The 12,416-nt window shown below is 72.7% G+C and carries 12 protein-coding genes; 8 read left to right on the plus strand and 4 right to left on the minus strand.

Annotated features, from left to right (window positions below):
- Positions 1-245: 245 nt before the first annotated feature.
- The 4 genes from galE to idi all read left to right on the plus strand — a co-directional run bounded on the left by galE (position 246) and on the right by idi (position 3,636).
- The gene (gene galE / locus ACYBSK_RS24395) at positions 246-1,238 is read left to right on the plus strand and encodes a UDP-glucose 4-epimerase GalE (RefSeq protein WP_457479345.1); all 993 of its coding nucleotides are present in this window, start codon (positions 246-248) and stop codon (positions 1,236-1,238) included.
- A gap of 168 nt (positions 1,239-1,406) precedes the next feature.
- Positions 1,407-2,348 (plus strand): cation diffusion facilitator family transporter, encoded by a 942-nt coding sequence (locus ACYBSK_RS24400; protein WP_457479346.1) that lies wholly within the window; start codon positions 1,407-1,409, stop codon positions 2,346-2,348.
- 14 nt (positions 2,349-2,362) lie between these two features.
- Positions 2,363-2,920 (plus strand): GNAT family N-acetyltransferase, encoded by a 558-nt coding sequence (locus ACYBSK_RS24405; protein WP_457479347.1) that lies wholly within the window; start codon positions 2,363-2,365, stop codon positions 2,918-2,920.
- 122 nt (positions 2,921-3,042) lie between these two features.
- Positions 3,043-3,636, plus strand: a complete 594-nt coding sequence (gene idi, locus ACYBSK_RS24410; protein ID WP_460243325.1) for an isopentenyl-diphosphate Delta-isomerase — start codon at positions 3,043-3,045, stop codon at positions 3,634-3,636.
- Here idi and ACYBSK_RS24415 read toward each other — a convergent pair.
- Entirely contained in the window at positions 3,602-4,144 is a 543-nt protein-coding gene (locus tag ACYBSK_RS24415; RefSeq protein ID WP_460247088.1) for an ATP-binding protein, read from the minus strand. The genes idi and ACYBSK_RS24415 overlap by 35 nt on opposite strands.
- A 241-nt stretch (positions 4,145-4,385) precedes the next feature.
- Here ACYBSK_RS24415 and ACYBSK_RS24420 point away from each other — a divergent pair, with 241 nt between their 5' ends.
- A complete protein-coding gene (locus ACYBSK_RS24420) occupies positions 4,386-5,168 on the plus strand; it encodes an enoyl-CoA hydratase/isomerase family protein (protein ID WP_460243326.1) in 783 nt (260 codons plus the stop codon).
- Here the strand turns inward: ACYBSK_RS24420 and ACYBSK_RS24425 are convergent.
- On the minus strand, positions 5,155-5,790 hold the full coding sequence (locus ACYBSK_RS24425) for a DJ-1/PfpI family protein (RefSeq protein ID WP_460243327.1): 636 nt from the start codon (positions 5,788-5,790) through the stop codon (positions 5,155-5,157). The two genes, ACYBSK_RS24420 and ACYBSK_RS24425, sit on opposite strands and share 14 nt — an antisense overlap.
- A 33-nt stretch (positions 5,791-5,823) precedes the next feature.
- Positions 5,824-6,792, minus strand: coding sequence for a GlxA family transcriptional regulator (locus ACYBSK_RS24430; RefSeq protein WP_460243328.1), 969 nt, complete (start codon positions 6,790-6,792; stop codon positions 5,824-5,826).
- A gap of 117 nt (positions 6,793-6,909) precedes the next feature.
- Here ACYBSK_RS24430 and ACYBSK_RS24435 point away from each other — a divergent pair, with 117 nt between their 5' ends.
- The 3 genes from ACYBSK_RS24435 (at position 6,910) to ACYBSK_RS24445 (ending at position 10,507) form a co-directional block, all read left to right on the plus strand.
- A complete protein-coding gene (locus ACYBSK_RS24435) occupies positions 6,910-7,785 on the plus strand; it encodes an SCO6745 family protein (RefSeq protein ID WP_457479352.1) in 876 nt (291 codons plus the stop codon).
- A gap of 76 nt (positions 7,786-7,861) precedes the next feature.
- Positions 7,862-7,993, plus strand: a complete 132-nt coding sequence (locus ACYBSK_RS24440; protein ID WP_457479353.1) for an LPFR motif small protein — start codon at positions 7,862-7,864, stop codon at positions 7,991-7,993.
- A gap of 78 nt (positions 7,994-8,071) precedes the next feature.
- Positions 8,072-10,507, plus strand: coding sequence for a Tex family protein (locus ACYBSK_RS24445; RefSeq protein WP_460243329.1), 2,436 nt, complete (start codon positions 8,072-8,074; stop codon positions 10,505-10,507).
- 73 nt (positions 10,508-10,580) lie between these two features.
- Here ACYBSK_RS24445 and abc-f read toward each other — a convergent pair whose 3' ends face one another.
- A complete protein-coding gene (gene abc-f, locus ACYBSK_RS24450) occupies positions 10,581-12,218 on the minus strand; it encodes a ribosomal protection-like ABC-F family protein (protein WP_460243330.1) in 1,638 nt (545 codons plus the stop codon).
- Positions 12,219-12,416 lie beyond the last annotated feature (198 nt).

Consider the following 12,416-nt stretch of genomic DNA (forward strand, 5'->3'; position numbering starts at 1 on the left):
CCCGGCGCGAACGCGCGGCCGGGCGGCATGTCGGCAGAGGCTATCGGATGGCGCCACCGGGCGTTCGCTGCCCGTTTACCGCCCGATTGGCCCCTGTCTCATGCGGTCGGCACGGGGCCGACCGCGCGCTCATCATTGACGATCAAGTACGCGGGCCACAAACCAGGGTCGGCCCGGGTCCGTAACCGGGGGTAGCCGGGTTCACGAACCGGGAGAAGTCCGGTTCGGTCTTAGGGTGGTGCGCCATGACGTGGCTGATCACCGGCGGAGCCGGATACATCGGCGCCCATGTGGCGCGGACCATGACGGAAGCGGGCGAGCAAGTCGTCGTCCTCGACAACGTGAGCACGGGGGTGCCCGCGCGGCTGCCCGCGTCGATTCCGCTGGTCCGCGGCTCGGCGCTGGACACCGAGCTGGTGGCGCGGGTGTGCGCGGAGCACGCGGTGACGGGGGTCGTGCACCTCGCCGCGCACAAGCAGGTCGGCGAGTCCGTCGAGAAGCCCGAGATGTACTACCGGGACAACGTGGGCGGGCTCGCCGCGCTCCTGGAGACGGTCGCGGCGGCCGGGGTGCGCCGCTTCGTGTTCTCGTCGTCGGCCGCGGTGTACGGCAACCCGGACATCCCCGTGACGGATCTCATCACCGAGTCGACGCCCACCGCGCCGGTGAACCCGTACGGCGAGACGAAGCTCGCGGGCGAGTGGCTGGTGCGGGCGGTCGGGCAGGCGCACGGCATGGCGACGGTCTGTCTGCGCTACTTCAACGTGGCGGGCGCCGCCGCGCCGGAGCTCTCGGACACCGGCGTCTTCAACGTGATCCCGATGGTCTTCGACCGCCTCACGCGCGGCGAGGCCCCGCGGATCTTCGGCGCCGACTACCCGACCGCGGACGGCACCTGCGTACGTGACTACATTCACGTCGCCGACCTCGCCGAGGCCCACCTGGCGGCGGCCCGGCGGCTGGCCGCGCCGGGCGCGAGCGGTGACCTGACGCTGAACATCGGCACCGGGCAGGGCGCCTCCGTGCGCGAGCTGATCGACGTGATCGCGGACGTGACCGGGAACCACACGCCCGCGGTCGTCGAGCCGCGCCGTCCCGGTGACGCCCCGCGCGCGGTGGGGTCCTCCGCGCTGGCCGAGGAGGAGCTCGGGTGGAAGGCGCAACGCGGCGTGCGCGAGATGGTCGAGTCGGCGTGGGCCGGCTGGTGCCTGCGGCACCCGGAGGCGGCCGGGAAGTGATCGCTCCGACGCTCTGACCTGCGTACACGCAGCACAGCGTTTACGCAGGTCAGGGCACATGACAACGGTGTTCACCGCCATGTTTGCGGATACCCCCTCCCCGTAGTTCACTGTGATCGTCGCCCCCGACCAGGGCGTCGCGCGGGACCGATACGGAGGGGGTTTTCGATGGGCCTCGGTCACGATCACGACCACGGGCACAGTCACGGACCGACGACGGGGACGGCCGCCGCCGCGCACCGGGGACGGCTGCGCGTCGCGCTCACGATCACGTTGTCCGTGATGGTGGTGGAGATCGTCGGCGGCATCCTCGCCGACTCGCTCGCGCTGATCGCCGACGCCGCGCACATGGCGACGGACGCGCTCGGCCTGGCGATGGCCCTGATCGCGATCCACTTCGCGAACCGCCCGCCGAGCGACCAGCGCACCTTCGGCTACGCGCGCGCCGAGATCCTCGCCGCGCTCGCCAACTGCCTGCTGCTGCTCGGCGTCGGCGGCTATGTGCTGTACGAGGCGGTCGAGCGGTTCATCGAGCCGGCCGAGACCGCGGGCGGGCAGACGATCGTGTTCGGTCTGATCGGCCTGGTCGCCAACATGATCTCGCTGTCCCTCCTGGTGAAGGGCCAGCAGGAGAGCCTGAACGTGCGCGGCGCCTTCCTGGAGGTCGCCGCCGACGCGCTCGGTTCGCTGGCGGTGCTGATCTCGGCGGCGGTCATCCTGACCACGGGCTGGCAGCCCGCCGACCCGATCGCCTCCCTCGTGATCGGCCTCATGATCGTCCCGCGTACGGTGAAGCTGCTGCGGGAGACACTGAACGTGCTGCTCGAATCGGCCCCCAAGGGCGTCGACATGGCGCAGGTCAGGGCGCACATACTGGCGCTGCCCGGCGTCGAGGACGTGCACGACCTGCATGCCTGGACGATCACTTCGGGGATGCCGGTGCTCTCGGCGCACGTGGTGGTGAGCCCGGAGATGCTGGGCTCGATCGGCCACGAGAAGATGCTCCACGAGTTGCAGGGCTGCCTCGGCGACCACTTCGACGTGGAGCACTGCACGTTCCAGCTGGAGCCGACCGGCCACGCGGAGCACGAAGCACGCTTGTGCCACTGAGAGGGGTTCTCGGGTTGTCCGAAAACGACGCCGTACAGAAGGCGCCGCGTCCCACGGACGAGTGGCGTACCCGTCCGGAGACCGAGGCCGACCGGGCGGCCGTGCACGCCGTCAACGCCGCCGCGTTCCCGACCGAGGACGAGGCCGATCTGGTCGACGCGCTGCGCGCCGACGAGGCGGCGTGGTTGCCGGGTCTGTCGTACGTGGCGCAGGCGCCGGACGGCACGGTCGTGGCGTACGCGCTGATCACCCGCTGCACCGTGGACGGCGCTCCTGCCGCGGCGTTGGCGCCCTGCGCGGTGCTGCCGGAGTACCAGCGCACGGGCGCCGGATCGGCCGTCGTACGCGCGGTGCTGGAGGCGGCACGCGCGCGGGGCGAGCGGTTGGTGCTGGTGCTCGGGCACCCCGAGTACTACCCGCGGTTCGGCTTCACGCCCGCTTCGAAGTACGGCATCCGGCCCGGCTTCGACGTGCCGGACGAGGCGATGATGGCTCTCGTACTGGATGAAACCGACGATTCCGGGCAGCTCCCGCGGGGAACGATCACCTACCCTGCCGCGTTCGGCGTCTGACCGGCGCCTACGGTGGTCCGGCCCGGCCGGGCGGCCGGACGGGACTTTCGGGACACCGACGGTGGGGGAACTGTCCGTCCCGTACGGCAGACTTGGTTCGAGGAACGAAACGAAGGATGGGTATGCCGATCACACCTGCCCCCACGGCGAGCACCTCGTCGAACGGCACCGGAGAAGCGATCTTGCTGGAACTCGTCGACGAGGACGGCAGGACGATCGGCACCGCTGAGAAGCTCGCGGCGCACCAGCCACCCGGGCAGTTGCACAGAGCGTTCTCGGTGTTCCTCTTCGACGAGCAGGGGCGGCTGCTGCTCCAGCAGCGGGCGCTCGGCAAGTACCACTCCCCCGGCGTGTGGTCGAACACCTGCTGCGGTCATCCGTACCCCGGCGAGGCGCCGTTCGCGGCGGCCGCCCGCCGCACGTTCGAGGAGCTGGGGGTCTCGCCCTCGCTGATGGCCGAGGCCGGCACGGTGCGCTACAACCATCCGGACCCGGATTCGGGCCTGGTGGAGCAGGAGTTCAACCACCTCTTCGTGGGCCTCGTGCAGGCGTCGCTGAACCCCGACCCGGAGGAGGTCGGGGAGACGGCGTTCGTGACCGCCGAGGAATTGGCGGCGCGGCACGCCGAGGACCCGTTCTCCGCGTGGTTCATGACGGTCCTCGACGCGGCGCGTCCCGCCGTCAGGGAACTGACGGGCCAGAAGGCCGGCTGGTAGCACCCGCGCTCTCGGGCTTGAGGGGCAGGGCGGCCCAGATCACCTTGCCCCCGCTCGCGGTGTTCGCGACGTCGCAGACGCCGCCCGCCTCCGCGGTGATCTCGCGCACCAGCAGCAGGCCGCGGCCGCCGGTCTGGCCGCTGGTGGCCTCCAGCGCCGTGGGCTTGTAGGGGTGTTCGTCCTCGACGGACACCCGCACCCACTCGGGCCCGACCGCGACCTCCACGGCGAGCATCGGGGAGACCACGGCCGCGTGCTTCACCGCGTTCGTGACGAGTTCCGAGACGATCACGAGCAGCCCGTGCACCATGTCGTCCGGGGCGGGCACGCCCTGCCGGGCGAGCAGTTCGCGCACCGCGCGCCGGGCCTGCGGCACGGAGGCGTCGACCGCCTGCGCCGTGAACCGCCAGACCCCTTCGTACGGGAGCGGCCCGCCCGCCGGACCATCCGGGGGCGCTGCCCCGCTGTCCTGAGGACTCGGGTGGGATCCCCACCCCTGGTCGCCCATTGTCAGGTCGCCGCCCTTGCGCTCGATTGTCACCACGCTTCGAGTGTTGGGAATCACCAGGTCCGGACCGCGGGACTGACCAGAAGTCAGCGTGTATCGACGCGATTTGACCGCCCCTGTCCGACCAGGCCGGAGAATTGATCATTCCAGCCCTGATCGTGTCCGGCTTGCACCGTCTTCAGCTTGTTCTACGAGCCGCCCGGCACGCCGGTCCCCGCGAGGGCACGGTTAGCATCCGGCCATGGCTTCCCTCTCCCCGTCGCAGCTCACGCACGCCGTCGCCGACGGTGTCGCCACCGTCGTCATCGACCATCCGGCGAAGCGCAACGCCATGACCGACGCCATGTGGGCGTCGCTGCCGCCGCTGCTGGCACGGCTCGCGGCCGATCCGCGGGTGCGGGTCGTCGTGCTCACGGGGGCCGGGGAGACGTTCTGCGCCGGGGCCGACATCTCGACGCTGGGCGAGGGGGCGGCGCAGGGGCTCGCGGTCGCGGCGGAGGACGCGCTCGCCGCGTTCCCCAAGCCGACGCTCGCCGTGGTGCGCGGGTTCTGCGTGGGCGGCGGGAGCCAGTTGGCGGCCGCCTGCGATCTGCGGTTCGCCGCCGAGGGGGCCCGGTTCGGGGTCACACCGGCCAAGCTCGGCATCGTCTACCCGGCCTCGTCCACGCGCCGTCTGGCCGCGCTCGTGGGACCGGCGACCGCCAAGTACCTGCTGTTCTCGGGTGAGTTGATCGACAGCGAGCGGGCGCTGCGCACGGGCCTCGTGGACGAGGTGCTGCCCGAGGCCGAACTCGGCGACCGGGTCACCGAGTTCACCGCGACCCTCACCGCCCGCTCCCAGCTGACGCAGGCCGCCGCCAAGGAGTTCGTGGCGGGTCGCACGGACCGGGACGCCCACTGGGCCGCGCAGGCACGCGCGGGCGGGGAGACGGCGGAGGGCGTCGCGGCGTTCCTGGAGCGGCGGGCGCCGCGGTTCGCGTGGACCGTGCCGCCCGCGACGGCTCCCGCGTCTAGCGCAGGATGAACCGGCTCTTCGAGCGGAACTCCTCGACCAGGTGCGCGGGCGCCTTGTCCGGGGAGCCCGCGGCGTAGGGCGGCTGCGGGTCGTACTCCGTCAGCAGTTGGACGGCCTGGGCGTGCTCGTCCCCCGCGATCCTCCCGACGAGGGTCAGGCCCATGTCGATGCCGGCGGACACCCCGGCGGCCGTGACGTACTTGTCCTCGACGACGACGCGCTCCCCCGTCGGCTCGGCGCCGAACCCCGTGAGGGCGTCCAGGGCCAGCCAGTGGGAGGTGGCGCGCCGCCCCTTCAGCAGGCCCGCCGCGGCGAGCAGCAGGGAGCCGGTGCACACGGACGTGGTCCAGGTGCTGCGGGCGTCGGCCGCGCGCAGCCAGTCGAGCAGCACGCGGTTGTCCATCTGGTCCGACTGGCCCGGCCCGCCCGGCACCACGACGATGTCCGGGTGCGGCACCTCGTCGAGGGCCTTGTCGGCGACGAGGGCGAGGGCGCCGGTGTCGGTCCGGACGGGACCGGGCCGCTCGGCGACGAAGACGACCTCGGCGTCGGGCAGCCGCCCGAGGGTCTCGTAGGGACCGATGGCGTCGAGGGCGGTGAACCGGTCGAAGAGGACGACGGCGATCTGCATGGCATGCCTTTCCGGGGTGTCGGCGGGCGGTGTTCAGCCCAGGGGTGCGTGGAAGCGGCGGCGGTACTCCGCCGGGGGTGTGCCGAGGGTCTTGAGGAAGGCGCGGCGCATCGCCTCCGGGGTGCCGTAGCCGCTGGCGCGGGAGATCTCCTCCACGCCGTCCGCGGTGTCCTCCAGGAGGCGGCGGGCGTGCTCCACACGGACGCGCTCGACGTACTTGCCGGGCGTGAGCCCCGTCTCCGCCTGGAAGGCGCGGGCGAACTGACGGGGCGAGAGGCGGGCGCGGCTCGCCAGGGACTCGACGCTCAGGTCGTCGTCGGGGTGCTCGCTGATCCACTGCTGGACCTCGCGCAGCGGCTCGCGGCGGGCGGTCTGGGCGGCGAGCTGGGCGCTGAACTGGGCCTGGTTCCCGGGCCTGCGCAGGAAGACGACGAGGTGGCGGGCGACCGTGAGCGCGACGTCCCGGCCGTGGTCCTCCTCCACGAGCGCCAGGGCGAGGTCGATGCCCGCGGTGACGCCCGCGGACGTCGCCACGTTTCCGTCGCGTACGTAGATGGGGTCCGGGTCGACGTCGATCCGCGGGTGGTCGCGGGCCAGCCGGTCGCAGTACGCCCAGTGGGTCGTGGCGCGGCGGCCGTCGAGGAGGCCCGCGCGGGCCAGCAGGATCGCTCCGGTGCAGACCGAGACGAGGCGCTGCGCGCGCGGGGCGCCCGAGCGCAGCCAGTCGATCAGGCGGGGGTCGGGGTCCCGGGTGCCCTGGCCGCCGGGGACGAGCAGGGTGTGCGGGGCCGGGGCGTCGGCGAGCGCGTGGTCCGGGACCAGGGTGAGCCCGCTGGACGTGCGGACCGGTTCCCCGTCGAGGGAGGCGGTCCGCACCCGGTACCCGGCGTCGGCGTCCCCCGCGGCGAGCGCGGCACCGCAGAAGACCTCCACGGGGCCCGTCACGTCGAGGCTCTGGACCTGGTCGAAGAGGAGGACGAGGACGGTGCGCGGCGGCGGCATGGGGCTCATTCTTCGGGCCCTGGCCGCATGGCCGCAATGACGAATGTCCCACCTTTCCTGCCATCGCCGGACGGCCGGTGCTCCCACTCGTACCGACCGGTCGGTAACGTGACCGGCATGACTTCGGATTCCCGCCTGCGCGCCGCCCGCCACTGCCACAACGTGCTCAACCCGTTCCACTCGACCCACTACTTCTCGCCCGACCTGGGCAAGGAGCTCGCCGCCATAGGCGTGAGTGACCCGAGCGCGGCCTACCTCGCCGCGCGGTCCGCGCCCATGGGCGCCGTGGGCGCCGGGACCGTGACCGCCACGTTCTACAACTTCAAGCACGAGCTGGTGGCCCGGCACGTGCCCGCCGTGTGGGAGACGGCGTCGCCGCAGGCGGTGCTCGCGGCACGCGCGCGTGCCGTCGACACGACGCTGCGCCGCCTCATCGGCGAGGAGGCGCTCGCCTCCAAGGAGATGGCCGAGGCCGCCGAACTCGCCCTGCGCGCCACGGAGGCCTGCACCCGGCACGCCCGCCCCCTGTACGCGGCCCACGCCGACCTCGACGTCCCCGAGGCGCCGCACATGGCGTACTGGCACGCCGCGACGCTGCTGCGCGAGCACCGCGGCGACGGGCACATCGCGGCGCTGCTCGGCGCCGGCCTCGACCCGGTCGAGGCCCTCGTGAGCCATGTCGCCACCGGCAAGGGCATGGCCCCGAAGTGGCTGCTCGCCACGCGCGGCTGGGACCGGGCCGAGTACGACGCGGCCGCCGAGCGGCTGCGCGCGCGTGGACTGCTCACCGGCGCCGAGGAGTTGACGCTCACCGAGGAGGGCGTGACGCTGCGCGCCGAGATCGAGCACCGCACCGACGCCCTCGACCGCGCCCCCTACGACCACCTCGGCGAGGCGGGCGTCGCCCGGCTCACCGAGCTGGCGACGGTCTTCGTCGGCGCGGCGCTCGGCAACGGCGCGTTCCCCGCGGACCTGATCGGCAAGGCCGCGTAGGTCTCAATCGGCGCAGGTGAGGTACTCGGGTGTTCGGGCCGCACCGTGCGGCCGGACACACGAGAGGGGAATTCGCATGTTCCGTGCCATCGCCGACATTCTTCGACAGATCGCCGGTGCCGTCGCCACCGTCGTGACCTTGCCGTTCCGGGCACTCGCCCGGCTGTTCGGCGGCGCCTCCCGGTCCGGCCGCGCGCACCGCGCCTGACCTCCCTGATCCCCGGGTGTCGGTGCCACCTGCCACAATTGCCGCGCAACCTCAGTCGACATAGGCGGTACGGGAATCGTGGCGACACCCACAGTTGGCACCACTGCTGGATCCGGTCCCGGGTCCATCGAGAGCAGGATCGCCGAGGAACTCGGCGTACGGGAGCGGCAGGTGAAGGCCGCTGTCGAGCTGCTTGACGGCGGCTCGACGGTGCCCTTCATCGCCCGCTACCGCAAGGAGGCGACGGAGTCCCTCGACGACGCCCAGCTGCGCACCCTGGAGGAGCGGCTGCGGTACCTGCGCGAGCTGGAGGAGCGGCGCACCGCCGTCCTCGACTCCGTGCGCGAGCAGGGCAAGCTGACCTCGGACCTTGAGGCGCAGATCCGCGCCGCCGACACCAAGGCGCGCCTGGAGGACATCTACCTGCCCTTCAAGCCCAAGCGGCGCACGAAGGCGCAGATCGCGCGCGAGGCGGGGCTCGAGCCGCTGGCGGAGGGGCTGCTCGGCGACCCGTCGGTGGACCCGGCGGCGGCCGCCGCCGCGTTCGTGGACGCCGACAAGGGCGTCGCCGACGCGCAGGCCGCGCTCGACGGGGCCCGTGCGATCCTCACCGAGCGCTTCTCCGAGGACGCCGACCTCATCGGCGAGCTGCGCGAGCGCATGTGGGGGCGCGGCCGGCTCGCGGCGAAGGTGAAGTCCGGCAAGGAGGAGGCGGGCGCCAAGTTCGCCGACTACTTCGACTTCGCGGAGCCGTTCACCGACCTTCCCTCGCACCGCGTCCTGGCGATGCTGCGCGGCGAGAAGGAGGACGTGCTGGAGCTCGTCCTGGAGCCGGAGGAGCCGGCCGCCGCGGAGGACCGCGACGCCACCTCCTCGTACGAGCCGATCATCGCCGACCGGTTCGGGATCCGGAACCAGGGGCGTCCCGGTGACAAGTGGCTTCAGGACACGGTCCGTTGGGCGTGGCGCACGCGCATCCAGGTGCACCTCGGCCTCGACCTGCGCACCCGGCTGCGCACGGCCGCCGAGGACGAGGCGGTCAAGGTCTTCGCGGCGAACCTGCGGGACCTGCTGCTGGCCGCTCCCGCGGGCACGCGCGCGACGCTGGGGCTCGACCCCGGTTTCCGTACGGGTGTGAAGGTCGCGATCGTCGACGCGACGGGCAAGGTCGTCGCGACGGACGTCATCCACCCGCACGTGCCGGCCAACCGCTGGGACGAGGCGATCGCCAAGCTGGCGAAGCTGTCCAAGGAGCACGCGGTCGACCTGATCGCGATCGGCAACGGCACGGCATCCCGCGAGACCGACAAGCTCACCGGTGAACTCATCGCCAAGCACCCGGAGTTGAAGCTCACCAAGGTGATGGTGAGCGAGGCGGGCGCCTCGGTGTACTCGGCGTCGGCCTTCGCCTCGCAGGAGCTGCCCGACATGGACGTCTCGCTGCGCGGGGCGGTGTCGATCGCGCGGCGCCTCCAGGACCCGCTGGCCGAGCTCGTGAAGATCGACCCCAAGTCGATCGGTGTCGGCCAGTACCAGCACGACCTCAGCGAGGTGAAGCTGTCGCGTTCGCTCGACGCGGTGGTCGAGGACTGTGTGAACGGTGTCGGGGTCGACGTGAACACCGCCTCCGCGCCGCTCCTCGCGCGCGTGTCCGGCATCGGCGCCGGGCTCGCGGAGAACATCGTGGCGCACCGCGACTCCAACGGCCCGTTCACCAACCGCAAGGGCCTCAAGGACGTGGCGCGGCTCGGCCCGAAGGCGTACGAGCAGTGCGCGGGCTTCCTGCGGATCCGGGGCGGCGACGACCCGCTGGACGCGTCGTCGGTGCACCCCGAGGCGTACCCGGTGGTGCGGCGGATGGCGAAGTCGACGGGGGGCGAGGTCGCCTCGCTGGTCGGCGACACGGGGACGCTGCGTTCGCTGAAGCCGGCCGACTACGTGGACGAGACGTTCGGTCTGCCGACCGTCACGGACATCCTGAAGGAGCTGGAGAAGCCGGGGCGCGACCCGCGGCCCGCCTTCAAGACGGCCACCTTCAAGGAGGGCGTCGAGAAGATCGGCGACCTGGAGCCGGGGATGATCCTGGAGGGCGTCGTCACCAACGTGGCCGCCTTCGGGGCGTTCATCGACATCGGCGTGCACCAGGACGGGCTCGCGCACGTGTCGGCCCTGTCCCGTACGTTCGTCAAGGACCCGCGGGACGTGGTCAAGCCCGGCGACATCGTGAAGGTGAAGGTCCTCGACGTCGACGTGCCGCGCAAGCGGATCTCGCTGACGCTGCGCCTCGACGACGAGAAGGCCTCCGGCGGGGGCGGCGGGCGCGGGGAGCGCGGTGAGCGTGGCCCGCGCGGTGACCGGGGTGGCGACCGCAAGCCGCCGCGGCAGTCCCGGCAGGGCGGCGGCCGCGGGGGTTCCGGTGGCGCCGGTTCGTCCGGGGGCGGCAAGGGCCGTCCCGCGACGCCGCCGGCGAACTCGGCGATGGCGGACGCGTTGCGCAAGGCGGGGCTGGCGTAACCCCGTCCGGGGGTGACGGGGCGGGGAGCTGCGCGGTCGGCCGTGGCCGGGCTCGCGCGGTTCCCCGCGCCCCTCAGAGCTCGGTCACCTTGCCCGACGCCACCTCGAAGCGCCGCGTGGTCCGGACCGCCTCCAGCATCCTGCGGTCGTGGGTGACCAGAAGCAGCGTGCCCTCGTACGTCGCCAGGGCCGATTCCAGCTGCTCGATGGCGGGAAGGTCGAGGTGGTTGGTCGGCTCGTCCAGGACCAGGAGGTTGACGCCTCTGCCCTGGAGGAGGGCCAGGGCCGCGCGGGTGCGCTCGCCCGGGGAGAGGGTGGCCGCCGGGCGCAGCACGTGGTCCGCCTTCAGGGCGAACTTGGCGAGCAGCGTGCGGACGTCGGCCGGTTCCATGGTGGGGACGGCCGCGCCGAACGCCTCCAGGAGCGTTTCCGGGCCGTGGAAGAGGGCGCGGGCCTGGTCGACCTCGCCGATCACCACGCCCGAACCGAGCGTCGCGTGGCCGGAGTCCAGCGGGATGCGGCCCAGCAGCGCGGCGAGCAGGGTCGACTTCCCGGAGCCGTTCGCCCCGGTGATCGCGACGCGGTCCGCCCAGTCGATCTGGAGCGTCACCGGGCCGAACTCGAAGTCGCCGCGCCGCAGTCGGGCGTCGCGCAGTGAGGCGACGACCGCTCCGGAGCGCGGCGCCGCCGCGATCTCCATGCGCAGCTCCCACTCCTTGCGGGGCTCGTCCACGACGTCGAGGCGCTCGATCATCTTCTGCGTCTGGCGGGCCTTCGCGGCCTGCTTCTCGCTCGCCTCGCTGCGGAACTTCCGGCCGATCTTGTCGTTGTCGGTGGCCTTGCGGCGCGCGTTCTTGACGCCCTTGTCCATCCAGGAGCGCTGCATCTGGGCGCGGCCTTCGAGGGCGGCCTTCTTGTCGGCGTACTCCTCGTACTCGTCGCGGGCGTGGCGGCGGGCCACCTCGCGCTCCTCCAGGTAGGCGGCGTAACCGCCGCCGTAGAGGTTGATCTCCTGCTGGACGAGGTCGAGTTCGAGGACCTTCGTGACGGTGCGGGTGAGGAACTCGCGGTCGTGGCTGACGACGACGGTGCCGGCGCGCAGGCCGCGGACGAAGCTCTCCAGGCGGTCCAGGCCGTCGAGGTCGAGGTCGTTGGTGGGCTCGTCGAGGAGGAAGACGTCGTAGCGGGACAGCAGGAGCGAGGCGAGGCCGGCGCGGGCCGCCTGGCCGCCGGAGAGGGACGTCATCTCCTGGTCGAGGCCCACCTCCAGGCCGAGCTGCGCCGCGACCTCGTCGGCCCGCTCGTCGAGGTCGGCGCCGCCGAGGTCGAGCCAGCGCTCCAGGCTGGTGGCGTACGCGTCGTCGGCGCCGGGGGCGCCGTCCACGAGGGCCTGGGTGGACTCGTCCATCGCGCGCTGGGCGGCGGCGACGCCGGTGCGGCGGGCCAGGAACGCGCGGACCGTCTCGCCGGGGACGCGGTCCGGCTCCTGCGGGAGGTGGCCGACGGTGGCGGTCGGCGGGGAGAGCCGGATCTCGCCCTCTTCGGGGGTGGTGAGGCCGGCGAGGAGGCGCAGGAGGGTGGACTTGCCCGCTCCATTGGCGCCGACCAGGCCGATCACGTCGCCGGGGGCGACGACGAGGTGGAGACCGGCGAAGAGGGTACGGTCGCCGTGCCCGGCGGCGAGATTCTTGGCTACGAGCGTTGCAGTCATCAGGGCGCCGATCCTAGCGGGGCCCTGCCGGGCGCGCCGGGCGGCGGGGCCGGCCCCCTCGTTCCGTTGCGCCGCACCGTGGTGCCGCCTTGCCCACCCTGCCGCCCCAGGCGGCAGACTGCCCAAGGCGGCGCGCGACGCCCCATCTCAGCCCCTCCGGCGCTTGAGGAGCGGGGTGCGAGGCCGCGGCGGGTGGGC

The sequence above is a fragment of the Streptomyces sp. BYX5S genome (assembly GCF_054724165.1).

What these genes read in the sequence shown, in the direction of transcription:
- ACYBSK_RS24415 (WP_460247088.1), bottom strand. Translation starts at nt 4,144, where the DNA reads ATGGGCGACCAGGGGTGGGGATCCCACCCGAGTCCTCAGGACAGCGGG.
- ACYBSK_RS24420 (WP_460243326.1), top strand. Translation starts at nt 4,386, where the DNA reads ATGGCTTCCCTCTCCCCGTCGCAGCTCACGCACGCCGTCGCCGACGGT.
- ACYBSK_RS24440 (WP_457479353.1), top strand. Translation starts at nt 7,862, where the DNA reads ATGTTCCGTGCCATCGCCGACATTCTTCGACAGATCGCCGGTGCCGTC.
- abc-f (WP_460243330.1), bottom strand. Translation starts at nt 12,218, where the DNA reads ATGACTGCAACGCTCGTAGCCAAGAATCTCGCCGCCGGGCACGGCGAC.
- ACYBSK_RS24400 (WP_457479346.1), top strand. Translation starts at nt 1,407, where the DNA reads ATGGGCCTCGGTCACGATCACGACCACGGGCACAGTCACGGACCGACG.
- galE (WP_457479345.1), top strand. Translation starts at nt 246, where the DNA reads ATGACGTGGCTGATCACCGGCGGAGCCGGATACATCGGCGCCCATGTG.
- ACYBSK_RS24430 (WP_460243328.1), bottom strand. Translation starts at nt 6,792, where the DNA reads ATGCCGCCGCCGCGCACCGTCCTCGTCCTCCTCTTCGACCAGGTCCAG.
- ACYBSK_RS24425 (WP_460243327.1), bottom strand. Translation starts at nt 5,790, where the DNA reads ATGCAGATCGCCGTCGTCCTCTTCGACCGGTTCACCGCCCTCGACGCC.
- idi (WP_460243325.1), top strand. Translation starts at nt 3,043, where the DNA reads ATGCCGATCACACCTGCCCCCACGGCGAGCACCTCGTCGAACGGCACC.
- ACYBSK_RS24435 (WP_457479352.1), top strand. Translation starts at nt 6,910, where the DNA reads ATGACTTCGGATTCCCGCCTGCGCGCCGCCCGCCACTGCCACAACGTG.